This window comes from Mesorhizobium ventifaucium, from assembly GCF_935822925.1.
Lineage (GTDB): Bacteria > Pseudomonadota > Alphaproteobacteria > Rhizobiales > Rhizobiaceae > Mesorhizobium > Mesorhizobium ventifaucium.
Map to the genome: position 1 here is coordinate 478,645 of NZ_CAKXZS010000011.1, position 26,079 is coordinate 504,723.

General features: G+C 62.3%; 24 protein-coding genes and 1 pseudogene. 15 read left to right on the forward strand and 10 right to left on the reverse strand.

The window, feature by feature from the left end; all coding sequences use genetic code 11:
• Positions 1-12 precede the first annotated feature (12 nt).
• The 8 genes from dnaA to NMG70_RS10540 all read right to left on the reverse strand — a co-directional run bounded on the left by dnaA (position 13) and on the right by NMG70_RS10540 (position 7,857).
• Entirely contained in the window at positions 13-1,485 is a 1,473-nt protein-coding gene (gene dnaA / locus NMG70_RS10505) for a chromosomal replication initiator protein DnaA (RefSeq protein ID WP_254024410.1), read from the reverse strand.
• Positions 1,486-2,402: 917 nt separating this feature from the next.
• Positions 2,403-2,669, reverse strand: coding sequence for a 30S ribosomal protein S20 (gene rpsT, locus NMG70_RS10510; RefSeq protein WP_023802137.1), 267 nt, complete (start codon positions 2,667-2,669; stop codon positions 2,403-2,405).
• Positions 2,670-2,852: 183 nt separating this feature from the next.
• On the reverse strand, positions 2,853-3,626 hold the full coding sequence (locus tag NMG70_RS10515) for an enoyl-CoA hydratase (protein WP_254024411.1): 774 nt from the start codon (positions 3,624-3,626) through the stop codon (positions 2,853-2,855).
• An 82-nt stretch (positions 3,627-3,708) separates the two neighbouring features.
• On the reverse strand, positions 3,709-4,617 hold the full coding sequence (gene mutM / locus NMG70_RS10520; RefSeq protein WP_254024412.1) for a bifunctional DNA-formamidopyrimidine glycosylase/DNA-(apurinic or apyrimidinic site) lyase: 909 nt from the start codon (positions 4,615-4,617) through the stop codon (positions 3,709-3,711).
• Positions 4,610-5,848, reverse strand: a complete 1,239-nt coding sequence (locus tag NMG70_RS10525) for a phosphopentomutase (protein WP_254024413.1) — start codon at positions 5,846-5,848, stop codon at positions 4,610-4,612. The genes mutM and NMG70_RS10525 overlap by 8 nt, the downstream gene beginning before the upstream one ends.
• 219 nt (positions 5,849-6,067) lie before the next feature.
• Positions 6,068-6,688, reverse strand: coding sequence for a TadE/TadG family type IV pilus assembly protein (locus NMG70_RS10530; protein ID WP_254024414.1), 621 nt, complete (start codon positions 6,686-6,688; stop codon positions 6,068-6,070).
• A 34-nt stretch (positions 6,689-6,722) separates the two neighbouring features.
• Complete coding sequence (locus NMG70_RS10535; protein WP_254024415.1) at positions 6,723-7,283, reverse strand: TadE/TadG family type IV pilus assembly protein; 561 nt, start codon at positions 7,281-7,283, stop codon at positions 6,723-6,725.
• Positions 7,284-7,434: 151 nt separating this feature from the next.
• Positions 7,435-7,857, reverse strand: coding sequence for a pilus assembly protein N-terminal domain-containing protein (locus NMG70_RS10540; RefSeq protein WP_254024416.1), 423 nt, complete (start codon positions 7,855-7,857; stop codon positions 7,435-7,437).
• A 366-nt stretch (positions 7,858-8,223) separates the two neighbouring features.
• Here NMG70_RS10540 and NMG70_RS10545 point away from each other — a divergent pair, with 366 nt between their 5' ends.
• The 10 genes and pseudogenes from NMG70_RS10545 (at position 8,224) to NMG70_RS10590 (ending at position 17,777) form a co-directional block, all read left to right on the forward strand.
• A complete protein-coding gene (locus NMG70_RS10545) occupies positions 8,224-8,430 on the forward strand; it encodes a Flp family type IVb pilin (protein ID WP_254024417.1) in 207 nt (68 codons plus the stop codon).
• 155 nt (positions 8,431-8,585) lie between these two features.
• Complete coding sequence (locus NMG70_RS10550) at positions 8,586-9,104, forward strand: A24 family peptidase (protein ID WP_254024418.1); 519 nt, start codon at positions 8,586-8,588, stop codon at positions 9,102-9,104.
• Between the two features lie 212 nt (positions 9,105-9,316).
• A complete protein-coding gene (cpaB, locus tag NMG70_RS10555; RefSeq protein WP_254024419.1) occupies positions 9,317-10,129 on the forward strand; it encodes a Flp pilus assembly protein CpaB in 813 nt (270 codons plus the stop codon).
• Positions 10,126-11,643 carry a type II and III secretion system protein family protein gene (locus NMG70_RS10560; RefSeq protein ID WP_254024420.1) on the forward strand — a complete coding sequence of 506 codons (1,518 nt, stop codon included), beginning with the start codon at positions 10,126-10,128 and terminating at the stop codon, positions 11,641-11,643. The genes cpaB and NMG70_RS10560 overlap by 4 nt, the downstream gene beginning before the upstream one ends.
• A gap of 14 nt (positions 11,644-11,657) precedes the next feature.
• Entirely contained in the window at positions 11,658-12,395 is a 738-nt protein-coding gene (locus NMG70_RS10565; protein WP_254024421.1) for a CpaD family pilus assembly protein, read from the forward strand.
• 34 nt (positions 12,396-12,429) lie between these two features.
• Positions 12,430-13,713, forward strand: coding sequence for a CpaE/TadZ family protein (locus NMG70_RS10570; RefSeq protein WP_254024422.1), 1,284 nt, complete (start codon positions 12,430-12,432; stop codon positions 13,711-13,713).
• 29 nt (positions 13,714-13,742) lie between these two features.
• Positions 13,743-15,260 carry a TadA family conjugal transfer-associated ATPase gene (locus NMG70_RS10575; protein WP_254024423.1) on the forward strand — a complete coding sequence of 506 codons (1,518 nt, stop codon included), beginning with the start codon at positions 13,743-13,745 and terminating at the stop codon, positions 15,258-15,260.
• 29 nt (positions 15,261-15,289) lie between these two features.
• Positions 15,290-16,303, forward strand: a complete 1,014-nt coding sequence (locus NMG70_RS10580; RefSeq protein ID WP_254024424.1) for a type II secretion system F family protein — start codon at positions 15,290-15,292, stop codon at positions 16,301-16,303.
• A 12-nt stretch (positions 16,304-16,315) separates the two neighbouring features.
• Positions 16,316-17,332, forward strand: a complete 1,017-nt coding sequence (locus tag NMG70_RS10585) for a type II secretion system F family protein (RefSeq protein ID WP_254024425.1) — start codon at positions 16,316-16,318, stop codon at positions 17,330-17,332.
• Positions 17,333-17,508: 176 nt separating this feature from the next.
• Positions 17,509-17,777, forward strand: a pseudogene (locus NMG70_RS10590) (GIY-YIG nuclease family protein).
• 287 nt (positions 17,778-18,064) lie between these two features.
• Here the strand turns inward: NMG70_RS10590 and NMG70_RS10595 are convergent.
• Positions 18,065-18,886 (reverse strand): tetratricopeptide repeat protein, encoded by an 822-nt coding sequence (locus NMG70_RS10595; protein WP_254024530.1) that lies wholly within the window; start codon positions 18,884-18,886, stop codon positions 18,065-18,067.
• A gap of 120 nt (positions 18,887-19,006) precedes the next feature.
• On the opposite strand from NMG70_RS10595, the gene NMG70_RS10600 reads away from it, so the two are divergent.
• From NMG70_RS10600 to pdeM, 5 genes are all read left to right on the forward strand, one after another.
• Positions 19,007-20,371: a leucyl aminopeptidase family protein gene (locus NMG70_RS10600; RefSeq protein ID WP_254024426.1), complete on the forward strand. Its 1,365-nt coding sequence runs from the start codon at positions 19,007-19,009 to the stop codon at positions 20,369-20,371.
• A gap of 66 nt (positions 20,372-20,437) precedes the next feature.
• The gene (locus NMG70_RS10605; protein WP_023802155.1) at positions 20,438-20,788 is read left to right on the forward strand and encodes a MarR family winged helix-turn-helix transcriptional regulator; all 351 of its coding nucleotides are present in this window, start codon (positions 20,438-20,440) and stop codon (positions 20,786-20,788) included.
• A gap of 21 nt (positions 20,789-20,809) precedes the next feature.
• A complete protein-coding gene (locus NMG70_RS10610) occupies positions 20,810-21,670 on the forward strand; it encodes a C40 family peptidase (protein WP_254024427.1) in 861 nt (286 codons plus the stop codon).
• 229 nt (positions 21,671-21,899) lie between these two features.
• Complete coding sequence (locus NMG70_RS10615; protein ID WP_254024428.1) at positions 21,900-24,422, forward strand: ligase-associated DNA damage response DEXH box helicase; 2,523 nt, start codon at positions 21,900-21,902, stop codon at positions 24,420-24,422.
• Positions 24,419-25,129: a ligase-associated DNA damage response endonuclease PdeM gene (pdeM, locus tag NMG70_RS10620; protein ID WP_254024429.1), complete on the forward strand. Its 711-nt coding sequence runs from the start codon at positions 24,419-24,421 to the stop codon at positions 25,127-25,129. Before NMG70_RS10615 ends, pdeM begins: the two co-directional genes overlap by 4 nt.
• A gap of 6 nt (positions 25,130-25,135) precedes the next feature.
• Here pdeM and NMG70_RS10625 read toward each other — a convergent pair whose 3' ends face one another.
• The gene (locus NMG70_RS10625; protein WP_254024430.1) at positions 25,136-26,071 is read right to left on the reverse strand and encodes a dimethyl sulfoxide reductase anchor subunit family protein; all 936 of its coding nucleotides are present in this window, start codon (positions 26,069-26,071) and stop codon (positions 25,136-25,138) included.
• Positions 26,072-26,079: the final 8 nt, after the last annotated feature.

The following is a 26,079-nucleotide window of genomic DNA, read 5'->3' on the forward strand; positions in this document are numbered from 1 at the left end:
CGTCCGGGCCGGTCAGGCCTGATCGTTGATCAGTCTTCTCAGCAATTCGAGCTCCTGCGCCAGCGTGTTGTCAACGCCTGAAAGATCCTCGATCTTGCGCACGGCATGCAGCACCGTCGTGTGATCGCGGCCACCGAAACGCCGCCCGATTTCCGGCAAGGAGCGCGGTGTCATCACCTTCGACAGGTACATCGCGACCTGCCGCGGCTTGACGATGGTGCGGGTGCGCCGGTTGGACAGAAGTTCCGTCTTCGACACATTGTAGTGGCGCGCGACGATGCGCTGGATGTCCTCGATGCGCACCCGCTTCGGCTCGCCCGAACGATAGATGTGGCCGAGGATCTCGTCGATGCGGTCGATGGTGATCTGCGGTTCGAACGACTGGCGGAACAGAAGCTGGTTGAACGCACCTTCGAGTTCGCGCCCGCTGCCGGTCACCGTGCGAGCGACATGGTTGAGGATCTCCTCCGAGATGTCGAGCGATGCATCGTCGGCCATGGCGGTGGCAAGGCGCAGCTTGAGCATGCCGATCCGCATGGCGAAATCCGGTGCCGACATTTCGAGCGCGACGCCGCCGTTGAGGCGCGAGCGGACGCGGGGCTCCAGCGATTCCAGTTCCGACGGCGGCCGGTCGGCGGCGACCACCACCTGCTTGGCGCTGTCGAGCAGCATGTTGATCAGATGGCAGAATTCATGCTGGATCGACTTGCCTTGCAGGAACTGCATGTCGTCGATGATGAGGAGGTCGATGTCGCGCAATTGTTCCTTCAGCGTCAGCGCGTTGTTGTCGCGGATAGCGGTGGCAAACCGCCACATGAAATATTCGGCCGTGAGATAGACGACGCGGGACTTCGGATTCTGCTTCAGCGATTCCGCCGCGATCGCCTGCAGCAGGTGCGTCTTGCCCAGCCCCACCGTCGCGTGCAGAAACAGCGGATTGAAGCGCACAGCGCTCGACTGCGATTCCGCCACCGCCTTGGCGGCGGCGAAGGCCACCCGGTTCGACGGCCCCTCGATGAAGGAGCCGAACGTGTAGCGCGGGTCAAGCGGCGAACCAAGCACATTGTGCCGGAACTCGGTCTCGGCAGGCATTCCCGGGCGAGGTGCCGGTACTCGCTCCACCCTGCCGGGCCCCGCTGTTCCCGCGGCCAGCGCCGTTTGCGCTTGCCTGGTCATCTTGCGCGCCGGGGCCACTTCGGGTTCGACGCCGTTGCGCCCAGGACGGGTAGCGGTGCGCACGACGATCTCGATCTTGAGGATTTCAGGATCCTCGTGTTTCCACAGCTCGGCGATGAGGTCGAGGTAGTGGCCATTGATCCACGAGCGCAGGAAGGCGGTGGGCACCGAGATGCGGACAATGCCCCGGGACGCCTCGGCGACCTTCATGCGCCCGAACCAGCTCGAATAGACTTCGGTTCCCAGACGCGCCTTCAACTGGGCCTTGACCCGGTCGAACTTTTGTTCCGCGTCGATGGAAGCCGACATAGCGTCCCCTCCGGTTAAGGTCCCAGGGAATGGGAGGTCGCCCGTAAGCTCCCTTTCGATGCCGCTCTGCATGATCGAGTTCCTTGTCCTTTTGTACCTTTTTCCGCCGGGAATGCGCCTCCTGCATCCATGTTTCCGGCGACCGTGTCCTCGCAGCGACACCATCGCCGCCGCCGGCAGATGATGTCGTCCCATTGTCGGGGAACCGGCGCCGGCTCCTCGGAGCCAGCCCGCTTTGGTCATGTCAGGGCAATACAATTCCGCCCGGCGAAACGCCGGCGCGTCATTGATCTGCCATGTACAATTACGCCATTCCCCTACCGTATCGAAAAGGCAAACCAAACCCGTACGCGGAGATGATCCGCGTCATGAATTCTGCCACTTTTGTGCTGGCCGATTCAGGCTGGGTTAAGGGCCAACGGCCCGTCCCTCTCGATAGACAGAGCTTAGCGAAATCACTGTGGATAGGGCAAGGCCACGACTAACGGATTTTTAAGGAATGTGGTTAGCGCAAACGGGTTCGGAGCCTGCGTTGCACTGGCTGGTTTTGACAAACCCATTGTGATTCAAACCCTTTTCCGGCGAATGTGAAAAAGGCCGCGTCTCGCGAAATTTTATGAAATAATTTTCTTGACAGGCAATTGTCCCCCATCCCTCGCACCCGATGTGAACAAGCTGTGGATGACCGTCCGCAACCTTTTGAAAAATCAAGCTGATTTTCGACAGTCGATATTTTCGCCGTGAACGCTTTCAGCGGCTGCGCCTGTCAGCCGGCATGTATATGCCGGCAAAGCATTTCGAACTTCGAAATCGTGCGGAGTGTTGCTTGCGGGCTTTCTTTTTAAGTACTTGCCGGCAAACGAAAAAACCCGGCACGAGCGGCCGGGTCTGAAAACGACAAGTTTAATAAAGGTATATTAGGCCGACAACACCTTGAGTCGCTGGGCCAGGCGCGACACCTTGCGGGATGCCGTATTCTTGTGCACCACGCCCTTGCTCGCGGCGCGCATCAATTCCGGCTCAGCCACCTTGAAAGCAGCCTGCGCGGCAGCCTTGTCGCCCGAGGCGAGCGCCTCTTCGACCTGGCGGATGTAGGTCCGCACGCGCGAGCGGCGGTTCTTGTTGATCGCCGTGCGGCGGGCGATCTTGCGCGTTGCCTTTTTGGCCGAGGAGGTATTGGCCATGATGCCTCTCTTCTGATCTGGTGGGCGCACGCGGAATGCCGCAAGGCGCAAAAAACAAACGGGCAGCCACAGGGCCGCCTCGGTTGGTGCGGCTTATAGTTCAGCTTTTCCGGCGCGTCAACGCTGCTTCGCCTTCTTTTTGGCCGCTGCCGTGGCTCGCTTCCGGCCCGATGTCGTCACGACCTACCGGTTCGAGAAATTTGGCTTCCGCTTCTCGACAAAGGCCGCCATGCCTTCCTTCTGGTCATCGAGCGCAAACAGTGAGTGAAACAGCCGGCGCTCGAACCGCAGCCCCTCGGCCAGTGTCGTTTCATAGGCGCGGTTGACGGCCTCTTTCGCCATCATCACCGACGGCAGCGAAAAATCGGCTATCTTGGCCGCCGCCTTCAACGCCTCCTCGAGCAGCTCGCCGGCGGGCACGACACGCGACACCAGGCCGCAACGCTCGGCTTCCGCCGCATCCATCATCCGTCCGGTCAGGCACATGTCCATCGCCTTCGACTTGCCGACGAAACGCGTCAGGCGCTGCGATCCGCCCATGCCCGGCATGACGCCGAGCGTGATCTCGGGCTGGCCGAACTTGGCGTTGTCGGCGGCGATGATGAAATCGCACATCATCGCCAGTTCGCAGCCGCCGCCGAGCGCATAGCCGGCCACCGCCGCGATGACAGGCTTGCGCGCCCGGGTGAGTTCTTCCCAGCCGATAAAGAAATCCTGCACATAGGCGTCGACAAAGGAGATCGCCTGCATTTCCTTGATGTCCGCACCTGCCGCGAAGGCTTTTTCGGAGCCGGTGATGACCATCGCGCCGATGTCGGCATTCGCGCAGAAGCCGTTCACGGCCGCCACCAATTCCGCCAGGACCTGCGAGTTCAGCGCATTGAGCGCCTTCGGCCGGTTCAGCGTGATCAGCCCGACCTTGCCGCGGGTTTCGACGATAATCGTTTCATAGGCCATGACTGTATCTCCTCACTCGGTCATCTGACTTACATCAGGCGTCCAACTCACACCCGGCACCTGGCTCACACCCGCACCTAGGTCACAATTGACAGGTCCGGCAATAGAAGGTGGAACGCCCGCTTTGCACGATGCGCTCTATATGGCCGCCGCAGCCGTGTTTGGAGCAGGCGTCTCCCTCGCGATCATAGACCGCGAACGAATGCTGGAAATAGCCCAGAGACCCGTCGGTCTGCACATAGTCGCGCAACGACGATCCGCCGGCGGCGATCGCATCGGCGATCACCGCGCGGATTGCTTCGGCCAGGGCGTCGCGCTGCTGTTTGGCCTTCTTTCCAGGCTTTGCGATGGTGCCCGCCTCGCGTAACGGCGATAGGCCGGCGCGCCACAGCGCCTCCGACACATAGATATTGCCGAGCCCGGCGATCAGCCGCTGATCGACAAGTGCTGCCTTTAGCGGCGACTTCCGGCCTTTCAGCAGCGAGGCGAGCAACTCGCCGTCCAGCGCATTGCCTGTCGGCTCGACGCCAAGCCCCGCCAGCATCGGATGCGTGTCAGGCGTCCCTTCGGAAAACAGCATGAAGCCGAAACGGCGCGGATCGTTGAAGGTCACCCGGGACCGGGCGCCTTGGGGAGAGACGATATGGAAGACGACATGGTCGTGCACCGCGCTCTTCGGGCGCTCATGATAAAACGCGCCCAGCATTTCGCTGCTATCGGGTATTTCGCCGCCATCGGAGGTTTCGATGCGGAACGAGCCCGACATGCCGAGATGGCAGATCAGCACCGGACCGCCTTCGAGATGCATCGTCAGGTATTTGGCCCGGCGGCCGAGCGCCGTAATCGTCTTGCCGGTCAGCCTCTCCAAAAATTTCTCGGGAAACGGAAAGCGCAAATCGGGCCGGCGCGCCTCGACGCGGGCGATGCGGGCGCCTTCCAGAAGCGGCTGCAGGCCGCGCCGCACCGTTTCGACCTCAGGCAACTCAGGCATGGCCGCCTATCGCTGCGTAGAAGGAGGTGCCGTGACGGCCGCGTGCCAACCCAAGATGCTCAGCGACGGTTTCACCGATGTCGGCGAATGTCGTTCTAAGCCCGATGTCGCCGCCAAAGCCTGGTCCGGTGCCGATCACCGGAATGCGTTCGCGCGTATGATCGGTGCCGTGCCAGGTCGGATCGTTGCCGTGGTCAGCCGTGAAGATGAGAAGGTCGCCTGCCTTGAGCCGTGCAAGCGCCTCCGGCAGCCGCCGGTCGAAGGCCTCGAGCGCGGCGGCATAGCCGGCAACGTCGCGCCGATGACCGAACTCGGTGTCGAAATCGACGAAATTGGCGAAGACGAGATCGCCGTCGCCCGCGTCGTCCATCGCGCCGAGCGCTTTGTCGAGCATCGCCATATTGCCGGCGGCTTTGCGCACTTCCGAAATGCCGCGATGGGCGAAGATGTCGCCGATCTTGCCGACCGCGATGACCCGGCTGCCGCGCGCCGTCAGCCGGTCGAGCAGGGTCGGTTCGGGCGGCGGCACCGAATAGTCCCGACGGTTGTGCGTCCGTTCGAAGCTGGCGGCGGTTTCCCCAATGAAAGGCCGCGCGATCACCCGTCCGATGTTCAGCGGATCGACCAGCCTGCGCACCACCTTGCAGAATTCGTAGAGCCGTCCCAGGCCGAAGTGAACTTCATGCGCGGCGATCTGCAGGACGGAGTCGACCGAAGTGTAGCAGATCGGCTTGCCGGTGCGGACATGCTCCTCGCCGTAGCGCTCGATGATCTCGGTGCCCGGAGCATGGCAATTGCCGAGAATGCCCGGCACCTCTCCTTCGCGAATGATCGCTTCGGTCAGTTCGGCTGGAAAGGCGGGAACCGTGTCCGGGAAATAGCCCCAGTCGAAGCGGACCGGCAATGCGGCGATTTCCCAATGGCCTGACGGCGTGTCCTTGCCGCTCGAAACCTCCTGCGCCGCGCCGTGGAAGGCGGAGGCAAGCAGGGCCTTGCCGCCGCTGTCGAAGCAGAATCCTGTCGCGGTTTTCGCCGCCTGCGCCAGGCCGAGCGAGAGCATGTTGGGTACGAAAAGCGGGCCTTTGCGCAGCCCCTCGCGATCCGCCCGGCCTTCCGCGCAGGCTCCAGCGATGTGTCCGAACGTGTTGGAACCGGTGTCGCCATAGCGCTCCGCGTCGGCCGCGCCGCCGATGCCGAAGGAATCGAGAACAAAAAGGAAGGCGCGCGCCATTGCAGGGATTCATTTTTATCGTTTGTCTGTCTGCCCAGACATAGGGGCCCGCGCTACCATTGGCAATTCGGAACCAGACGGCTGTGTGCACGACCGGGCGCGATAGTTGGGCCGGCATCGTGGATCGACGAAAAACGAGCGGGAACTCATATGCGACATGCGTTGACGGCGTCCGCGGCCATCGTGCGGTGTCAGGCAAAGACAGAGGATCGGAGTCTTTCAGCAGGTGTCGCAGGTAATCGTCGGGCTCCTGCGGGGCCTGAGATAATAGATTTCGCCCATCGATATCGAGTTGAAAGCCGAACTGAAGCCAAGCCGCTTTTCACTGTCCGCCGACCAGGTGATGATCGGCTGGTATGCGAGATTGCTTTCGACGCGAATGAGAAACGTGCCCTTGACCCTAAGCTGCGGTGCAACCGTGGTGATGGATTTCTTGGCGGCGCCGGCGCTGAAGGCGCCGCCGACCATCTTGCGTGACCAAACCACCAGCACCTTCGGCGTCGTTTCGTTTGTGACCTCTATTGCGGTGATGATGATTTCCGGGGTCGATCGGTTGTACGGCTGAAGGGTGGAGTTGCCGATCTGCATGATCGCATCGAGTTCGGCTGGCGTGACGGTCTGCAACTGGGTGACGAGATCCGCCACCATGCTGCCGGTGCGACTGACCTTCTTGCTGGTCTCGATGGCTTGCGAGGCTTCCATGGTCAGGAAGTACATGATCAGCAGGACGGGTACGATGAAGGCAAACTCAACGGCCGCGACACCGCGACGGTCACGGCAGAACCGGATGGCTTTCGTGCAGATTCCAGCGATACCCATATGTGCCCCCGCACGCCCCATGCTATCGTCCTTTTCCCACGCAGCGGTTTGGTTTTCAGTCGTCGAACGGCTCGTTCTGCCAGGTGATCGATGCGAAATGCAGCGTGTTGCCGTCTTTCAGATTGGCCGTCGACTTGGCCATGAAATTGGTCATGATGGGCCATTTGTAAAAAACCCGCAGCATGTTTATCGATTCAGCCGGGCCCGGGGATACCGTAAAAGTCGCGGGATCCGTGCCGGTCAGCTCGATTTCGCCGTCCTGATTTATCTTGAAGCCGGCCTGCGCTGCGACGGCGAAGCTCGGATAGGCGCGCAGATCCACTTCCAATCCGGGGCAGTCCTTGGCGACCATGATCTCCAGCCGGCCGCAGATCATGGTCTTCAGCGTCGCCTCGGTTACGTTCGCCTGTCTTTCCTGGCCCGTCCGTAGCCGGCGCGCGACATCGGCGGTGATATTGGCCATCACCTCTTGCCCGCCAAATGAAATCAAGCTCTCCAGTATGGCAAAGACCAGGAGCGCAAACGGCACCGCAAGCATCGCGAACTCCAGAGCGGTGCTGCCGCGCCGGTCGCCAAGGAAGCGCGCGAAAAAGCCTGATCGTCCTGCTTTGCTCATGTCTCGTGCCTGCCAATCCCTTAGGGGTGTCGGGCAACATTAGCGCAAACCCATTGAAGTGCGGTTTGGATGATCGTTAAATTCGACGGGAAGGGTTTAACAGGCCGATAACCGAAGCGGCATTCTCGTCGAGACGAAACGGCCGGGTCGCTTACTGGCCGGCGCTCATCTCGGCTTCCGAGGCTTTCTCCGCCTCGCTTTTATACGAGCTTTCGCAATACGGCGTGCACGACATGGTCTGTATTTCGGCACGTCGATAGATGCGCACCGACGACGCGTCCTGTCGCACGACGGTGATCTGCTCGTCGACGATCGGACGGCCCTCCTGATCGAGGACGACGAGATTGGTGACGCCGAAGCCCTTGCCCGTCAGCACGATCGTCGAAGCATCCTGCACCGAGGCGTCGGCGATCGCCGGATTGCCGACGACGATCGTATCGGCGGCGCGCGACAGTTTGACGATCTTCGCCTGGTTCATCGTGACCTCGATGCCGGCGCCGGCCTTGGCCGGCACGACAAGAGCCGTGGCGGCAAGCAGCGCGGCAATCGGAAAGGACGATCTCGGCCCGGTCATTGAAGCGCTCCACGGCGGCAAATTGGTCAACGGAACATGAACGACATTGGTGAACCAACGGTTAAGCGGAGGGGAGCCGTGATGATGTCGGGCTCGGCACTTTGATCGCCTGGAGCGGGGATCGCCAGGAGCGGCCGCCCCTTTCCCAGGTCGCTAAATTGCGCCTTTCGCAGCCTGCCGTGCCTGTCGGGTCCATGGGCGTCGCTTAGTCTACGGTTAACCACGCAATGTCATCGAAGCCGGAAAGGAATCGGTAAGGCTGTTTATTAAGCCGATCGAAAGAGCTTCTCCATAGATTGGCAGTATCCGATCAGCCAACAGAGAAGTTGACGGAATTGCTGTAACACCTGGAGTAGGAGCTCTCGAATGTCTAATCTCATTGCACGTTTTGTGAAGGACGAATCCGGCGCGACCGCCATCGAATACGGTCTTATCGCCGCTCTCATCGCGCTCGCCATCATGGTCGGTGCCGGCCAGCTCGGCACCGCGCTGGACGAGAAGTTCAGCGATATTGCCGATACGCTCGATGGCGCCGGCGCCCCGCCGGCCGCCCCCCCCGCCGCTAACCCGTAATAGACAACGAGGTTCAGTTGTTTTCCAGATGAGGGCCGCCGCACTGGCGGCCCTTATCTGATCCTATCGGACGATTTGAATTTCGGCCTCATCAATCGTTAATCGAACATGCCTAGGCTAAGACCGGGCACAGTTCGACCACAGGCGCCACGCCCATGCTTGAAGCCCTGATCTTCGTTGTCTTTCCGTTCTGCATGCTTTTCGCCGCGATCTCCGACATGCTGTCGATGACGATCGCCAATCGCGTGCCGGTGCTGCTTGTGGCCGTTTTCGCCCTGGTCGCGCCGCTGACCGGCATGGACTGGGCAACCTATGGCTGGCATTTTGCCGCCGGCGGCCTGGTTCTCGCCGTGACCTTTGGGCTGTTCGCGCTCGGCGGCATGGGAGGCGGCGACGCCAAGCTGCTGGCCGCCAGCGCTGTCTGGATGGGGCTGAACATCCATCTCGTCGAATATCTCGTGACCTCGACATTCATCGGTGGCCTGCTGACGCTCGCCATCCTGGTCTATCGAAAATCGCCGCTTGCGGCCGTTACAAGCCATAGCCGGTTTTTACGCCATTTCGCCGACGAGACATCAGGCGTTCCCTACGGCATCGCGCTTGGCATTGGCGGCCTGCTCACCTTTCCGGGTTCGCCGTTGATGGCGTGGGCACTTGCCAGGCTGGCGGCCTAATTCTTCTTGTCGTCAGGCCAGCCTTCCACATTCGATCTGGCGTCGAAACAGGCGGCTTTGGCCGCCTTTTTTGCGGTCCGGACCAGATACCTCAAATTTATGTAAACCTTAAATTAATCACGATCGTAAGTATTAAATTAACCTTGTTTTGACGATTGCCGCTGCAAGGTCCGGCTTGGCCACGTGGTTTTGCCAAGGCGAGGTTCGGACAGATGCCAGCATCCCGACTGATCATTCTAGGCGTGGCGGTCGCCGCGGCGGGTGGCGCAGGATATGTCGCAAAAAACATGGTGGCGGTGCCGCCGCCTCAGATCGTCGATTCCGGCCCCGAGGCGCCGGCAATCGCGCTGCAGGACGTGCTTGTCCTTTCCGGCGACGTTCCGATGGGCAGTCCGCTCGACAACAACATCAGCTGGCAGTCCTGGCCGGCCAACGGCATCAACGCGAATTTCATCACCCGCGCCGCGGAGCCCGATGCGTTGGAGAAGCTGAAAGGCGGCGTCGCCCGTGTGGCGATGTATGCCGGTGAGCCGCTGCGGCGCTCCAAGCTGATCGGCGAGGGACAGAGCTTCATGTCGTCGATCCTGCCCTCCGGCATGCGGGCCGTAGCCACAGCCGTATCGGCCGACACGTCGGCCGGCGGCTTCATTCTTCCCAACGATTTCGTCGATGTCATCATGACCCGCAGAGCCGACGCGGCAGGCGGCGGCAGCGGCTTTACGACCGAGACCATCCTCAAGAACATTCGCGTCCTGGCAATCGACCAGACCATCCAGGAGGACGAGGAAGGCAAGCGCACCAGGGTCGGCCAGACCGCCACCCTGGAACTGACACCGCAGCAGGCGGAAATCATCACCGTCGCCCAGCAGATGGCGGATCGGCTGACGTTGGCGCTGCGGTCGATCACCGACACCCAGGAGAAGAACCTGGGTGAGGCCGACTATCTCGTTTCCGGCAATGGCCGGCGCGGAACAGTGCGCCTGATCAAGTCGGGCGAAGTGTCCGAAGTGGGAGCAAGGCAATGAGGTTAAACGCTCCGGTCACACTGGCTGCGGCAATCGGCCTGTTCCTCCTTGGATCGAGTGCACATGGCCCCATCGAGGCGAATGCGGCAGGCGCCGAGGTGTCGGCTTCGACCGCCACCCAGCGCGTCAAGCTCGGTCTCAACAAATCCGTTGTCATCGACCTGCCGAGCGATGCCTATGACATTCTCGTCGCTAACCCGGCGGTCGCCGATGCAGTGACCCGCACCGCAAGGCGCATCTATCTGTTCGGAAAGGCGGTCGGCGACACCAACATCTTCGTCTTCGGCCCCAATGGCGAACAGATCGCCAGCCTGGATCTGGCGGTCGAACGCGATGTTGCCGGACTGGAAGACTATATCAGGCGCTTCATACCGTCATCGAGCATCACGGTCGAATTGCTGAATGACAACGTCGTCCTGACCGGAACCGTGGACACTCCCCTGGATGCCAAGCGCGCGGAGGAGCTGGCTACCATCTTCGTGTCCGGCGGTGAAGCGACCACGGGACAGTATTCGCAGACCGCCTCAGGCGGCTCGGCCGAAGCCGGTGTCGACATCGACAATCCGGATTCCGAGCGTCGCGTCAGCCAGATCGTCAACCTGCTGCAGATCATCGGCGACGACCAGGTGACGCTGAAAGTGACGGTGGCCGAAGTCAGCCGCTCGGTGATGAAGCAGCTCGGCGTCAACCTGATCGGCAGCGGCAGCAGCAATGGCATCAGTTGGAGCGCGTTAAGCGACAATTTCACCGGCTTGGGCAAGTCGCTGTCGAACTCTGGCCTGGCTATCGGCACCTCGACGCTGGACGCTTACATCAACGCCATGGAGCAGTCGGGCGTCATGAAAACCCTGGCCGAGCCGACGTTGACCGCTGTATCCGGCGAGAAGGCGACTTTCAAAGTCGGCGGCGAATTTAATTTGGTGACCGGCGTTTCCCAAGCCGTATCCGACGACAATCAGACCGGTGTGAAGACGTATGAGGTCGAGAAGATCGAATACGGCATTGGCCTGGAATTCCAGCCGGTGGTGCTGTCTCCCGGCCGCATCAGCCTGAAGGTCAGGACGTCGGTTTCCGAGCCGACGACGGAGGGATCGGTATCCTTGTCCGAGGGTGTAACAAGCCCCGGCACGAACGTCCTGTCGCTCCGCAAACGCTTGGCCGACACGACGGTGGAGCTTCCTTCCGGCGGCTCGATGATGATCGCCGGCCTGGTACGGGATGACATCAGGCAGGCCGTCAACGGCCTGCCTGGGCTGACCAAGATTCCGGTGCTCGGCACGCTGTTCCGCAGCCGGGATTTCGTCCGCAACGAGACGGAGCTGGTCATCATCATCACGCCCTATTTGGTCAAGCCGGTGACGCGCAACGCCCTTGCCAAGCCGGACGACAATTTCAACGCTGCCAGCGACGGCGCCGGCATGTTCCTTGGCCGCGTCAATCGCGTCTACGGCACCATGCAGACCGACAAGCCCAACGGCCGTTATCACGGCGTTGTCGGCTTCATCTACAAGTAAGCGGGGAAGCGGACATGTCTCAGTCAGCGTTGAAGGCAAGGACGATCACCGCGGCGATGCGGTCCGCCCGTTCGCGGATCTGCCGGCCGGTCCTTCCGGTACTGGCGGTTGCGGTCGCGGCATTGTTGGCGGGCTGCGCCAACCGGGACAGCATCACGGTCGGTGCTGTTCCGGACGACTATCGCACCAACCATCCGATCGTCATTGCCGAGACAAACCAGAAGATCGACCTTCCGGTCGGCGCCGGCGATCGCGGCATGACCGGGTCGCAGCGCGACACGCTTCTCGGCTTCCTGGATGGCTATGACAAGAGCGCCGCTCCGACCCTGACGATCTCGATCCCGAGTGGTTCGGCCAACGAGATCGCCGCGACCGCGGCCGGTCGCGATTTCGCCAGGCTTGCGATTGCCAGCGGCATCAGCCGGAACCGGATCGTCATCACCACCTACCAGTCGGCTTCGGCTGAAGCGTCCGCGCCGATCCGCGTCGCCTATGTTTCGGTGAAGGCGCAGACCGACAGATGCGGACGCTGGCCCGAAGACCTGCTGCAGACCTCGGAAAACAAGCACCATGCCGATTTCGGCTGCTCGTATCAGAACAATCTTGCCGCCCAGATCGCAAATCCGACCGATCTGCTCGGGCCGCGCAAGCAATCCGATATCGACGCAAAAAATCGTAGCGGGGTGATCGACGTCTACCGCGAGCGAGGCATTTCGGACGAGTTCCTCGGCAATTCGGAAGTTGAGTATTGAGCTCGAGCCGCGCAAGTCACGGAAAGAAATGACGATGAGCAACCTTGCCTACGACACGGGGATAGATGGCGGCGACACCTCGCAGCAGGACATCGCCGCCATGCAGGCGTTGCGGCCTATCCCGCGCATCTCGATCCAGGCATTTTGCGAGACCGAGGGCGTTGCCAATCCGGTCGAGCGCGCCGGCGAAGATCGCCGGATGGCGAAGGCCCATCTGAAGGTCCATATGGGCGGCGTCGCCACTGCCATCGAATTCTATCAATCGGCGCCGACACCGAATCTGATCCTGCTGGAATCGCGCAGCGAGCCGAAGCAATTGCTCGAGCAACTCACGCAGCTCTCCGAATATTGCGATCCGACCTCAAAGGTCGTGGTCATCGGCCACTACAATGATGTCGGGCTCTATCGCGAGCTCATCCGCTCCGGCATTTCCGAATATGTCATCGCGCCGGTGTCGATGGCCGATATCGTCAGCGTGATATCGACGATTTTCGTCGATCCGGAGGCCGAGCCGATCGGCCGCTCGATCGCCTTCATCGGCGCCAAGGGTGGCGTCGGCTCCTCGACCATTGCCCACAATGTGGCCTGGGCGATGTCGTCGCTGTTCAAGTCCGAAGTGGTTGTCGCCGATCTCGACCTGGCTTTCGGAACCGCCAACATCAATTTCGATCAGGATCCGGCGCAAGGCATTGCCGAAGCCGTTTTCTCACCGGAGCGCCTCGACGAGGTCTATCTCGATCGGCTGCTTGCCCAGTGCGCCGAGCACCTGTCGCTGCTTGCAGCGCCTTCAACGCTCGATCGGGTCTACGATTTCGATCCAGAGGCTTTCACGCAGCTTATCGACACGGCCCAGCGCAGCGTGCCGCTTCTGGTGCTCGATGTTCCGCACGTCTGGACAGGCTGGACCAAGAACATACTGGTCAAAGCCGACGAGATCGTGATCACGGCGACGCCGGAGCTGGCCAATCTGCGCAACACCAAGAATCTGGCCGACATGTTCAAACGGCTTCGCCCGAACGATCCGCCGCCGAAGCTGATCATCAACCAGGCCGGCGTGCCGAAGCGCCCGGAGATTTCGTCATCCGACTTCGCCGACTCGCTCGGCCTGTCGCCGATGTCGGTCATTGCTTTCGAGCCGCTGTTGTTCGGAAACGCCGCCAACAACGGGCGCATGCTCGGCGAAATGGATGCCAGGAACCCGGTTGTCGGCACGATCAACGAGATTGCGCATGTGCTGACCGGGCGCAGCGAAATCAAGGCAAGAAAGAAAGCGGGCCTCGGCAATCTCCTTGGCAAGCTCTCGCGCGGCAAGAAGTGATGCTTCCGGAGCGGAATTGGTAATCGATCATGTTTGGTAAAAGAGGCAGCGACGACGGCAGCCGGTTCACCCCTGAATTACGTCAGCCGGCACCTGCGCCTGCCGCGCCGGCGGCAAACCCTGCGGAAACGGCAGTTCTTGCGAAACCCGCACCGCCGCCGCCATCCGGCACACCTGGCGCGTCTGCTGCGCCGCCGCCCGCACGCCGTGCTGTCGAGGCGCCGCCATTGGCGCCGGAGCCGAAAAAGCTCCAGCGCCAAAAGAGCGAAACCTATTATGACACCAAGAGCCAGGTCTTTGCCGCGCTCATCGACACCATCGACCTGTCGCAACTCGCCAAGCTCGATCCCGAAAGCGCACGCGAGGAAATCCGCGACATCGTCAACGATATCATCGCGATCAAGAATTTCGCGATGTCGATCGCCGAGCAGGAAGAGCTGCTTGAGGATATCTGTAATGACGTGCTCGGTTACGGCCCGCTTGAGCCGTTGCTCGCCCGCGACGACATCGCCGACATCATGGTCAACGGCTCCAAGGACGTCTATATCGAGGTCAACGGCAAGGTCGAGCAGACCGGCATTCGTTTCCGCGACAACCAGCAGCTCCTCAACATCTGTCAGCGCATCGTCAGCCAGGTTGGCCGCCGCGTCGATGAATCGAGCCCGATCTGCGACGCGCGCCTTCCCGATGGCTCCCGCGTCAACGTCATCGCGCCGCCGCTCGCCATCGACGGCGCCGCGCTCACCATCCGCAAGTTCAAGAAGGACAAGCTGACACTCGACCAGCTGGTCAAGTTCGGCGCCATTTCGCCGCACGGCGCCGAGATTCTCAAGATCATTGGCCGCGTCCGCTGCAACATCGTCATTTCGGGCGGTACCGGTTCGGGCAAGACGACGCTGCTCAATTGCCTGACCAACTATATCGACCGCGATGAGCGCGTCATCACCTGCGAGGACTCGGCCGAGCTGCAACTGCAGCAGCCGCATGTCGTGCGTCTGGAAACCCGCCCGCCCAACCTCGAGGGCGAGGGCGAGGTGACCATGCGCGATCTGGTCAAGAATTGCCTGCGCATGCGGCCCGAGCGCATCATCGTCGGCGAAGTGCGCGGACCAGAAGTGTTCGATCTTCTGCAGGCGATGAACACCGGCCATGACGGCTCGATGGGCACGATCCACTCGAACAGCCCGCGCGAATGCCTGAACCGTATCGAATCGATGATCGCGATGGGCGGTTACACGCTGCCGCAGAAAACCGTGCGTGAAATCGTGGTCGGTTCCGTGGACGTGATCATCCAGGCCGCACGCCTGCGCGACGGATCGCGGCGCATCACCCACATCACCGAGGTGATCGGAATGGAGGGCGACGTCATCATCACGCAGGACATCGTTCTCTACAACATCAAAGGCGAGGACGCGAACGGCAGACTGCTGGGCGAGCATGTTTCAACAGGCATCGGTCGTCCGCATTTCTGGGAGCGCGCCCGCTACTATGGCGAGGAACAGCGCCTCGCCAATGCGCTCGAGGCAATGGAGAAACGCGCTGACTGATGCATTTGGAGGCGTAGGAGCCAAGGCCGATGTTTGGAATTGACGGCACTGTGTTGGCATTCATCGTGCTCGCCGGCTTCAGCGCCGGCGCCGTCGCCTATGCTTTCCTGTTCAACCGGATCAGCGCCGAGAAGCAAGTCGGCAGGCGGCTTGAAACGATCAAGACCGCCGAGACGGATGGTGCCGTCGTCAAGGCTTCGCGCGATCGCGTGGCGGAAGCCGCCAAGCGGCGCAAATCGGTTCAGGATTCACTGAAGGACCTGGAACAGAAGCAAAAAACCAACCAGGGCAACGTCAAGAAGCCGCCACTGAAGGCCCAGATCCGTCAGGCGGGCATGAAGGTCTCGCTAGAGCGCTTCTACCTCTACTCGGCGGCTTGCGGCGCCGTCCTAACGTTTCTTGCCTATTTCTTCGGCGCGCCGTTGTTTGTCTTGCCGGGTGCGCTGCTGGTCGGTGGCCTCGGCCTGCCACGCTGGTTCGTCTCGTTTTGCCGCGCCCGCCGGGTCAAGGCGTTCCTCAACGAATTTCCGAACGCGCTCGACATCATCGTGCGTGCGGTCAAATCCGGCCTGCCGCTGAACGACGCCGTCCGCCTGATCGCCAATGAATCCCCCGAACCGGTCAAGACCGAGTTCCGCCGTATCATCGATTCGCAGCAGATGGGCCTGTCGATCCCCGACGCCAGCATGCGCATGGCCGAGACAATGCCGTGCACCGAGGCGAGCTTCTTCGGCATCGTCATCCAGATCCAGTCCCAGGCCGGCGGCAATCTTTCCGAGGCTCTGGGCAATCTTTCGCGCGTGCTTCGCGACCGCAAGAAGATGAAGGCCAAGGTCCAGGCGCTGTCCATGGAAGCGAAGGCTTCCGCGGTGATCATCGGCTCCTTGCCTTTCGTCGTCGCCTTTCTCGTCTACCTGACAAGCCCGAACTACATCATGCCATTGTTCACCACCAGCGTCGGCAATCTGATCCTCGGCTGCTCCGCGGTCTGGATGTCGATCGGCATCCTGGTGATGCGCAAGATGATGAACTTCGAGGTTTAGGATTGAGAGCGCATGACTGAAAACGTCGTCAAAACCCTTACCGATCCGGCATTTCTGATTGCCCTGCTGGTCGGCATTGCGGTGTTTGCGACCGTGTTCACGCTGCTGCCTGCCTTTGGCGGAAACCAACTCAAGGCGCGCATGAAATCGGTGGCGCTCGAGCGCGACGAACTGCGCGCCAAGCAGCGTGCGCGGCTTGCCCTCGATGCCGATCGCCGCCGCAAGGGCCTGCGCGAGGAACAGTCGATCGGCATGCGCAATATTGTCGACCGGCTGGACCTGAGGCGCGCCCTGGCCGATGAAGGCACCTTGCAGAAACTCAAGGTGGCTGGCTTCCGCGGGCAGAATCCGTTGACGCGTTTCCTCTTCTTCCGTCTGATCCTGCCCTTTGTCGGCTTTGCCCTGGCTGCGATCTATCTGTTCGTGCTCGGCGGGTTGCCGGAGCAGCCGCCTGTCATCAAATTGTTCGTCTGTGTCGTCGTCGCCTATGCGGGTTTTTACGCGCCGGTGCTCTATGTCAACAACCGCGCCACCAAGCGCAAGCAGTCGATCCAGATGGCGTGGCCAGACGCGCTCGATCTGATGCTTATCTGCGTCGAATCCGGCATGTCGGTGGAGGCGGCGTTTCGTAAGGTCGCCGACGAGATCGGCGCGCAGTCGGTGGCGCTTGCCGAAGAGTTCATCCTGACCAATGCCGAACTTTCCTACTTGCAGGAACGCAAGCAGGCTTACGAGAACCTTGCAAGCCGCACCGGCCTGGAATCGGTCAAGTCGGTGTCGCAGGCGCTGGTCCAGGCCGAGCGCTACGGCACGCCGGTGGCGCACGCGCTGCGCGTGCTTGCCGGCGAAAGCCGCGACATGCGCATGAACGCCGCCGAGAAGAAGGCCGCGGCCTTGCCGCCGAAGCTTACTGTGCCGATGATCCTGTTCTTCCTGCCGGTGCTGTTCGCCATCATTCTAGGCCCTGCCGGCATCCAGGTGAGCGAGCGCGGCATTTTCGGCGACCAGCCGACATCGAGCAGCCAATAGCCAGGCGGCAATGCAATAGGCCACCATGTCTTCGTCATCCTAGGGCGGAGCAAGGAGCGAAGCGACGTCGCGGAGACCCTGGGATCCATTCCGTGACGTCAGCCGAAGAATGCAGCGGCCAAGAATGGCGCTTGTATCCGCAACGGAGCCAGCTATCCCCCCACCATGATGCCTACATGACCGCGAGCCAGAAGCGGGGAACTATCTACATCGGCGTCACCAATGATCTCGGCCGCCGCATGCCAGAGCACAAATCCGGCCTGGGTTCTCGCTTCACCAGCCGCTACGGCGTGCAGCGTCTGTCTGGTACGAAGAACATTTCGACATTCGTGACGCCATCCAGCGCGAGAAGTCGCTGAAGCGCTGGCCGCGCCAATGGACGATCGCGTTGATCGAGAAGACCAATCCAGAATGGTTCGAGCTTTTTCGCGGGACCGGGTGGTAGGCGTTCGGTTCTGGGCCGCAGCATTGTTCGGCTGATGTCACGGAATGGATCCCAGGGTCTGCGCCGCGTCGCTTCGCTCCTTGCTTCGCCCTAGGATGACGAAGTGGAGGGGTGTCTCAGCGAATCTCCAAGGTTTGCGATTTGCCACTGACGCGAATTATCGACCTTCGCTGCCGATCGCCGATCTGTCAAAATCAATCTGTCGATGACCTAGTGCATGTCCGCGAAACCGCTGCGCAATTTTGCGCGCATCAGGACTGGCCGGTTCGGCGCCGGACGACGCGCGGTCAGTTGGTGGCGGGCTTTGTCTTGTCCTGATCCTTGAGCTGGCTCCAGGCGTTCTGCTGGGCGAGCATCTGGCGAAGGTAAGTCACGTTCGCCTGCGCCTGTTCGGGCGAGAGCTCCTGCGAGGCGATTTTCTCGGCCTCGTCGAAGCGGCCCTGCAGGCCGACGACCAGCGCCAGGTTCTGGCGGACGCGGCTGTCGGCATTCGGCTGCTGGGCGGCCGAGCGCATATAGGTTTCAGCGGTGCGTAGATCACCTTCCAGCACATAGGACATGCCGAGATTGGAAAGGATCGAAGGTTCGTTCGGCTTGAGGTCAAGCGCTTTGCGGTAATTCTGGCGCGCCTCGTCTCTCTGGCCAAGCTGGTCGAGAATAGCGGCTTCCGCCGACACCAGCTTCCAGTCGGGATATTCCGGTGTCTGCGCGCGGCGCACCGCGTCGAGCGCCGGCTCGAACTGCCCGTTGGCGGCAAGTGCCTTGCCATAGGCGGCGAGCACGTCGCGGTCTTTCGGCAGGACGATCGCCAGTTTGCGCATCACCGCGAGCGACTGGTCGGCGTCGCCATCCATTTGCAGCGCCGCGGCATAATTCGTCGCGATCCGCTTGTCGTTGGGGTTCTTGGCGTAGGATTGACCCAGCGCGATCGTCGCCTTGTGCAACTCGCCGGCCGACATGGTTTCCAAGGGTTTGCCGCTGGGGCGTCCGACCGAGCCGGTCGTCAACTTGCTGGTTCCACAGCCTGCAACGCTGGCCGCGAGCGCTATTATGAACGCCGTGGTGATCAGCCGCTTTCCCGTGGCGTTCGTCATGCGGTTGGTCGGCATCTGCACCAGACCTCCTTTCGTCAAATTGGTTTTACGTGGCCATCTTCCCTCCCGCAGAAATATTCTGTTAACCCTAACGGATAGTTAAAACGCGCCGACTCGCAAGCCGGAGACCATCGAATGCCAGTCGAATTCATCGAGGGAAAACTGAAGACCACACTGCCGGTTCATCTGGTGGCGAAGAACAGACTGGATGCAGCGGCGCTTGCCTCGTCTTCGCTCGCCTGGGCCATGGCCAACGGCTTTTCCGGTCAGGCCGGCAGGACGCTGATCCTGCCCGGCGAAAACGGCGCGCTTGCCGGAGCACTGTTCGGCACGGGCGACGGCGAAGGCGCGCTTGCCATCGGCGCGCTGGCGAGAGCCTTGCCCGAAGGCGACTGGCATTTCGCCTCCACACTGGCCGAGCCGGAAATCGCGGCCATCGCATTGGCGCTCGGCGGCTATGTCTTCACCCGCTACGGCAAAAAGCCTGGCAAGGCGCTGCGTTTTTCGCTGCCGCTCGGCGCTGAAGGGGCTTACGTTCGCCGCATCGTCGATGGCGTTTTCCTGACGCGCGACCTGGTCAACACGCCGACCAGCGACATGGGACCTGACGAGCTGGAGAAGGCAGTTCGGGCGCTGGCCGGGACGTACGACGCCGAAGTGTCGGTGACCAAGGGCGACGACCTGCTCAAGAAGAATTTCCCGATGATCCACGCGGTCGGCCGCGCTTCCGTCGGTGCACCGCGGCTGATCGACATGATTTGGGGACCGGAGAGCGCCCCGAAGGTGACGCTGGTCGGCAAGGGCGTCTGCTTCGACACCGGTGGTCTCGACATCAAGCCGTCCTCGGGCATGCTCTTGATGAAGAAGGACATGGGCGGCGCGGCCAACGTATTGGGCCTCGCCTCGATGATCATGGCCGCCGGACTGAAGGTCCGGCTACGTGTGCTGATCCCGGCGGTCGAAAATTCGATTGCCGGCAACGCCTTCCGGCCCGGCGACGTGCTGGTGAGCCGCAAGGGCATCACCGTCGAGATCGGCAACACCGACGCCGAAGGACGGCTGGTGCTGGCGGACGCCTTGGCACTGGCAGACGACGACGAGCCGCAGCTGCTGATCGACATGGCGACCTTGACCGGGGCTGCTCGCGTCGCGCTCGGTCCCGATCTGCCGCCGTTCTACACCGGCGATGAAGCGCTGGCCTCCGACCTCGCTGCGGCCTCCGTCGCAGTCGAGGATCCTCTGTGGCGCATGCCGCTGTGGAAACCCTATGCCGCAAAGTTGTCGTCGAAGATCGCCGACATCAACAATGTCACATCAGACAGTTTCGCCGGCTCGATTACCGCGGCGCTTTTCCTCAAGCGTTTCGTCGAGAAGACCGCCGCCTGGGCGCATTTCGACATCTTCGCCTGGAACCCGTCCGATCGTCCGCAGGGTCTGGCCGGCGGTGAGGCGCAAGGCATCCGAGCGCTGGAAAGGGTCATCTCGAAGCGCTACGCCTGACGCTGCGGTGCAGGAAATTCTCGTGACTGAAACGGAACCGAAACAATTTGCCGTCATTCTGGCCGGATGTCGATTTCGATGCGCCCGAGTCAGGCCTTGCGACTGTGGCAGCAGGTGATGCTGTACCAGGTGCGCGACGACGCCCCGGACCTCACCATGCGCCAGACGGCGATCCTGTTCACGATCTATCTCGATCCACCGCCGCATACGGTGCGCGGGCTCGCCGCTCGGCTCAATGTCACCAAGCCGGTGATCACCCGGGCGCTCGACACAATGGGCGCAATGAAGCTGGTTTCGCGCCATCGCGACGAACTCGACAAGCGCAACGTGCTGGTCAAGCGAACCGTAGAAGGTGCTCTCTTTGTCGAGCGCTTCGGCGATGTTATCATCGCCAGAGCCCAGGAACTGCCCATCTGACCGAACCGCCGAGTTGCCGATTTGACCGCCAGGGATGCCCGCCTTCACGCCTTCCGTTCCGATCTCGCCGATGCCAGGCTGGAGGGCGAGGTCGCCGCCGATCGCTTCGTCGCCGGGCGGCCAGCGCGGATTTCAGCCGCAGTGGCCGATATCCGCAAGGCGCCGCAGCCGGATGCCGGCGTCAACACGCAAGCCCTGTTCGGCGACGACGTCCTCGTCTTCGAAGACGTTGAGGGCTGGGCCTGGATCCAGTTGGAGCGCGACGGCTATGTCGGCTATGTCGCCGACACCGTGCTGGGCGGACGGGACCATATGCCAACCCATGTCGTCTCGGTGCCGCGAACCTTCCTCTATCCGGGACCTGATTTGCGGCTTCCGCTCAGCGGGCAACTGTCGATGGGATCGGCGGTGACGGTGGCGGGCGCGGCAGAAACGCGCGGCACGCATTACGCGCTGCTGCCGTCCGGCGACGCCGTCATATCAGGCCATCTCAGGCCTCTAGGAGAGACGGCTACAGATTATGTCGCGGTCGCGGAGGCTTTTCTCGGCACGCCCTATCTGTGGGGCGGCGCCTCCGGCTTCGGCATCGATTGCTCCGGCCTCGTGCAACTGGCGATGCACATGGCCGGCAGGCAAGTGCTGCGCGATTCCGACATGCAGGCGGCGACCATCGGCGAGCCGCTCGACCCAGGTCCGGACTTTGCCGGGTTGCGGCGCGGCGACCTGGTGTTCTGGAAAGGCCATGTCGCTGTTATGACCGACCCGGAAACGATGATCCACGCCAACGGCCACACCATGCTGGTCTCGCGTGAAGGGTTCAGAGAAGCCGTCGCCCGCATCGGCTATCTCTACGGCGGTCCGACAGGGTTCCGGCGGCCGTGATGTATGCGCTTGTCCTTCTCCCCTTGTGCGAGAAGGTGGCCGAGCGAAGCTCGGTCGGATGAGGGGTTTTCCAGCTTGGCATTGCCGCACTCCGTCCAGCACCCCTCATCCGTCTTGGCGCTAACGCGCCAATCCACCTTCCCCCCTTAGGGGGGGAAGGAAAAGCGCTCGATCACCTTTTGTTCCGATTCTTCTTGGCGATTGCGCGCCGCCGCGCTACCTCTGGCGGGTGACAGAGCAGCCACGCCTCGCCGAACAGAATGCCGCCGTGCACCTGCCCGAGCCATTCCTCAAATGGTTCGCGCAAAGAGGCTGGTCGCCGCGCGCCCATCAGATAGAATTGCTGGCGACTGCCCAGGCCGGGCAGTCGGTTCTGCTGATCGCGCCGACCGGCGCCGGCAAGACGCTGGCCGGGTTTCTGCCTTCACTGACCGAGCTGGCCGGGCGGCCAGGGAGAAGACCGGGGCAGGCGCGTCGCGGCATCCACACGCTCTACATCTCGCCGCTGAAAGCGCTGGCCGTCGACATCGAGCGCAATCTCGGCAAGCCGGTGGAAGAGATCGGTCTATCTGTCACCATCGAGACGCGCACCGGCGACACGCCCGCGCACAAGCGCCAGCGACAGAAGCTGGCGCCGCCCGACATCCTCCTGACCACGCCCGAGCAGCTGGCGCTGCTGATTGCTGCGCCCGATGCCAGGCGCTTGTTCGAGGATCTGCGCTATGTCGTGCTCGACGAACTGCATTCTTTGGTGACGTCGAAGCGCGGGCATCTCCTGTCGCTCGGGCTGGCCCGGCTGCGATCCTTTGTTCCCGGCTTGCAGACGATCGGCCTGTCGGCGACGGTCGCCGAGCCGGACGAATTGCGGCGCTGGCTGGTCAGCCAGAATCCACCCGGCGGCATGGCCGAATTGATCGTCGTCACCGGCGGCGCCAAGCCCGAGATCTCCATTCTCGATTCGGAGGAGCACGTGCCGTGGGCTGGACATTCGGCCCGCTACGCCACGCCGGAGATCTACAACGAGATCAAGCGACACAAGACGACCCTGCTGTTCGTCAACACGCGCAGCCAGGCCGAACTGCTGTTCCAGGAATTGTGGCGGGTCAATGACGACACCTTGCCGATCGCGCTGCACCACGGCTCGCTCGATGTCGCGCAGCGCCGGCGCGTCGAAAAAGCCATGGGTGAGAATGCCTTGCGCGCCATCGTCGCCACCTCGACGCTCGACCTCGGCATCGACTGGGGCGATGTCGACCTGGTCGTGCATGTCGGCGCTCCCAAGGGTGCGAGCCGGCTGGCGCAGCGCATCGGCCGCGCCAACCACCGCATGGATGAGCCATCGAAGGCGATCCTGATTCCGGCCAACCGCTTCGAGGTGCTGGAATGCCGGGCGGCGCTCGACGCCAATTATCTCGGCGCCCAGGACACGCCGCCGCTGGTCAATGGCGGGCTCGATGTGCTGGCGCAGCATGTGCTTGGCTGCGCCTGCGGCGCGCCGTTCCATGCCGATGCGCTGTTCGAGGAGGTGCGAACCGCCGCGCCCTATGCCGAACTCGACCGGCCGACGTTCGATCGTGTCGTCGACTTCGTCGCCACCGGCGGATATGCGCTGAAGAACTATGAGCGCTACGCCCGCATCCGCCTGAACAAGGACGGGCTGTGGCGCGTGTCCAATCCTCGGATCGCCCAGCAGTACCGGCTGAATGTCGGCACCATCATCGAGGTGCCGGCGCTCAACGTGCGTTATATCAAGGCCGGCAGCAAAGGCTCTGCCTCCCGCGGTGGGCGGGTTCTCGGCAAGATCGAGGAGGCGTTCCTCGAAACGCTGACGCATGGCGATACCTTCATGTTCGCCGGCAAGGTGCTGCGCTTCGAGGGCATCCGCGAGAATGAATGCTTCGTGTCGAATGCGCCCGGCAGTGACGCCAAGGTGCCTTATTATGGCGGCGGCAAATTCCCGCTTTCGACTTACCTCGCCGAACAGGTCCGCATCATGCTGGACGACCCGCAGCGCTGGAAGAAGCTGCCGGAGCAGGTCGCCGACTGGCTGCGCTTCCAGGCCGACAAATCGGTGCTCCCGAAACGCGACGACCTGCTGATCGAGACCTTTCCGCGCGGCAACCGCTACTATCTGGTGGCCTACCCGTTCGAGGGCAGGCTGGCGCACCAGACGCTTGGCATGCTGCTTACCCGCCGCCTCGACAGGGCGGGAGCCAGGCCGCTCGGCTTCGTCGCCACCGACTATGCACTTGCCATATGGTCGCTGGCCGATATGGGCAGGATGTTCCGGGCGAAGAAACCGTCGCTGGCCGCGCTTTTCGACCAGGACATGCTGGGCGACGATCTCGAAGCCTGGCTGGCCGACAGCTGGCTGTTGAAGCGTACCTTTCGCAATTGCGCGCTCATCTCAGGACTGATCGAAAAACGCCATCCGGGCCAGGAGAAGAGCGGCCGTCAGGTCACCGTCTCGACCGACCTCGTCTACGACGTTCTGCGCAGCCATGAGCCCGACCACATCCTGCTGCAGGCGACGCGTGCCGACGCTGCCACAGGCCTGCTGGATGTCAGCAGACTTGCCGAGATGCTCTCGCGCATCCAGGGCCGAATCGTGCATAAGCACCTCGGGCAGATTTCGCCGCTCGCTGTGCCGATCATGCTCGAGATCGGCAAGATGCCGGTGCATGGCGAGGCCGATGATACGCTGCTGATGGATGCGGCAACGCTGGTCGAGGAGGCCATGGGGACGAAATGACATTCGCACTCGCCATGACTGCGCTCCTGGCCGATCCTATCGACATCGCCGGCGAGCGTGCGATCTGCGACCGGCGCGGCGTGCTTTATTTTCCCGAGCTTCGGCTTGTGACCGTGTCCGACCTGCATCTGGAAAAGGGTTCGTCGCTGGCACGGCGCGGTACATTGATCCCACCTTATGATACCGGTGCGACGCTGCTGCGATTGCAGGCGGTGATTGCCGATTATCAGCCGGCGATCGTCATCAGCCTCGGCGACAGCTTTCATGACGGCGGCGGCGCCGCGCGCATGCATTCAAGCTTTCGCGAACGCCTGGAAGCGCTGATGGCCGGCCGCGACTGGTTCTGGGTTGCCGGCAATCATGACCCGGATGCGCCGGCCGACCTGCCCGGTGAGACGGTGCGCGAACTGGCCATAGGCTCTCTCGTATTCCGGCACGAGCCTTCGGCGGTGAGAGTGGAAGGCGAGATATCAGGTCATCTGCACCCTTGCGCCCGCATCGTGCAGCAGGGCCGCTCGGTGCGACGGCGCTGCTTTGCCGGCGACGGCGGCCGCATGATCATGCCGGCCTTTGGCGCCTATACCGGCTCCCTCAATGTGCTCGACCGCGCCTATGCCGGGCTGTTCCGTCGCGAAACGCTGATGGCCTATATGCTCGGCACGGAGCGCATTTTTGCGATTTCCCACGCAATGCTGCGACCAGGCTGAGCTGCTCTACCTGCCGTAGTAGAGGGTGACGGTGTGTTTCGCTTCGGCGAAGAACAGCCAGCGTTCGACCAGCATGCCGGCGAATTGGGCGATTGTGGCGAATGCCGAGAGCACCGCCGCATAGGGCCATGGCAAGGCGAGCGCGGCAATCAGCAGCGAGACGGGCAGAGCGAAGGCCAGCACTTGCGTGATCTGGCGCAGCCGCGCCTTGTGCTTGCGCGCGATGCGAAAGCCCATCTCCTTGAGCAGGTAGTTTTCTTCGGTGTGCGGCCATTCCAGCGACCGCACCGTACCGCCGGCAAGTCCGGTCGCGGTGTTGGCGTTGGTCGGGATTTCCAGCCTGTCATTGTATCGCCAGGTTGCCAGCTTCCAGCCCCAGCCGAAAAAGGTGAGGAGCAGCGAGAACGCCACCATAGTCTTCGAGCCAACGGCAAAGCCCTGCAGCAGCGCGTTCAAAATCACGCTGCCGCTCATCGCCGAAAAGATGAGATAGCCGGGCAAGGTGAAGCGGCTGTGCCACTGGGCGATCGGCTTCAGCGAGGCGTAGATCATGCCGGTGGTGCAGACGGTGGCGATCGCGCCGACGGCAGCCAGCAGCCCGGCGACGGCCACCCAGCCGTTTGTGCGGCCGAGGAACACCCAGCCGACGGCGAACAATCCCGCCGGCACGAAGGTCGCGACTGACGCAACGCCTTCGCGCGACAGCCACGAGCTGCGCCATTGCGAGAATGCTCTCCAGGCGCGTTCTGGTCGGCCGAGATGGCCTGCCGACGACAACAGGCCGGCCGAGATCAGGCCGAGCGCCAGCCCCATGCCGACGAGGCCGAACCAGAAGTCAGGCGGGACAAATCCTTGTCCGGCCAGCACGCCGAGCAGCGCGAGCAGGCCGTAACCGGCGCCCGTGGCGGTGGTGAAGAAGACGACGGAGAAGGCTGGATGCATGGATGCTG

Excerpts from the sequence above, each read along its gene's own strand:
- NMG70_RS10625 (WP_254024430.1), bottom strand. The coding sequence starts at position 26,071 with ATGCATCCAGCCTTCTCCGTCGTCTTCTTCACCACCGCCACGGGCGCC.
- NMG70_RS10580 (WP_254024424.1), top strand. The coding sequence starts at position 15,290 with ATGTTTGGAATTGACGGCACTGTGTTGGCATTCATCGTGCTCGCCGGC.
- NMG70_RS10540 (WP_254024416.1), bottom strand. The coding sequence starts at position 7,857 with ATGACCGGGCCGAGATCGTCCTTTCCGATTGCCGCGCTGCTTGCCGCC.
- dnaA (WP_254024410.1), bottom strand. The coding sequence starts at position 1,485 with ATGTCGGCTTCCATCGACGCGGAACAAAAGTTCGACCGGGTCAAGGCC.
- NMG70_RS10570 (WP_254024422.1), top strand. The coding sequence starts at position 12,430 with ATGAGCAACCTTGCCTACGACACGGGGATAGATGGCGGCGACACCTCG.
- NMG70_RS10535 (WP_254024415.1), bottom strand. The coding sequence starts at position 7,283 with ATGAGCAAAGCAGGACGATCAGGCTTTTTCGCGCGCTTCCTTGGCGAC.
- NMG70_RS10595 (WP_254024530.1), bottom strand. The coding sequence starts at position 18,886 with ATGCCGACCAACCGCATGACGAACGCCACGGGAAAGCGGCTGATCACC.
- pdeM (WP_254024429.1), top strand. The coding sequence starts at position 24,419 with ATGACATTCGCACTCGCCATGACTGCGCTCCTGGCCGATCCTATCGAC.
- NMG70_RS10550 (WP_254024418.1), top strand. The coding sequence starts at position 8,586 with ATGCTTGAAGCCCTGATCTTCGTTGTCTTTCCGTTCTGCATGCTTTTC.
- cpaB (WP_254024419.1), top strand. The coding sequence starts at position 9,317 with ATGCCAGCATCCCGACTGATCATTCTAGGCGTGGCGGTCGCCGCGGCG.
- NMG70_RS10545 (WP_254024417.1), top strand. The coding sequence starts at position 8,224 with ATGTCTAATCTCATTGCACGTTTTGTGAAGGACGAATCCGGCGCGACC.
- NMG70_RS10605 (WP_023802155.1), top strand. The coding sequence starts at position 20,438 with ATGTCGATTTCGATGCGCCCGAGTCAGGCCTTGCGACTGTGGCAGCAG.
- NMG70_RS10530 (WP_254024414.1), bottom strand. The coding sequence starts at position 6,688 with ATGGGGCGTGCGGGGGCACATATGGGTATCGCTGGAATCTGCACGAAA.
- NMG70_RS10515 (WP_254024411.1), bottom strand. The coding sequence starts at position 3,626 with ATGGCCTATGAAACGATTATCGTCGAAACCCGCGGCAAGGTCGGGCTG.
- rpsT (WP_023802137.1), bottom strand. The coding sequence starts at position 2,669 with ATGGCCAATACCTCCTCGGCCAAAAAGGCAACGCGCAAGATCGCCCGC.
- NMG70_RS10565 (WP_254024421.1), top strand. The coding sequence starts at position 11,658 with ATGTCTCAGTCAGCGTTGAAGGCAAGGACGATCACCGCGGCGATGCGG.
- mutM (WP_254024412.1), bottom strand. The coding sequence starts at position 4,617 with ATGCCTGAGTTGCCTGAGGTCGAAACGGTGCGGCGCGGCCTGCAGCCG.
- NMG70_RS10585 (WP_254024425.1), top strand. The coding sequence starts at position 16,316 with ATGACTGAAAACGTCGTCAAAACCCTTACCGATCCGGCATTTCTGATT.
- NMG70_RS10600 (WP_254024426.1), top strand. The coding sequence starts at position 19,007 with ATGCCAGTCGAATTCATCGAGGGAAAACTGAAGACCACACTGCCGGTT.
- NMG70_RS10560 (WP_254024420.1), top strand. The coding sequence starts at position 10,126 with ATGAGGTTAAACGCTCCGGTCACACTGGCTGCGGCAATCGGCCTGTTC.
- NMG70_RS10525 (WP_254024413.1), bottom strand. The coding sequence starts at position 5,848 with ATGGCGCGCGCCTTCCTTTTTGTTCTCGATTCCTTCGGCATCGGCGGC.
- NMG70_RS10575 (WP_254024423.1), top strand. The coding sequence starts at position 13,743 with ATGTTTGGTAAAAGAGGCAGCGACGACGGCAGCCGGTTCACCCCTGAA.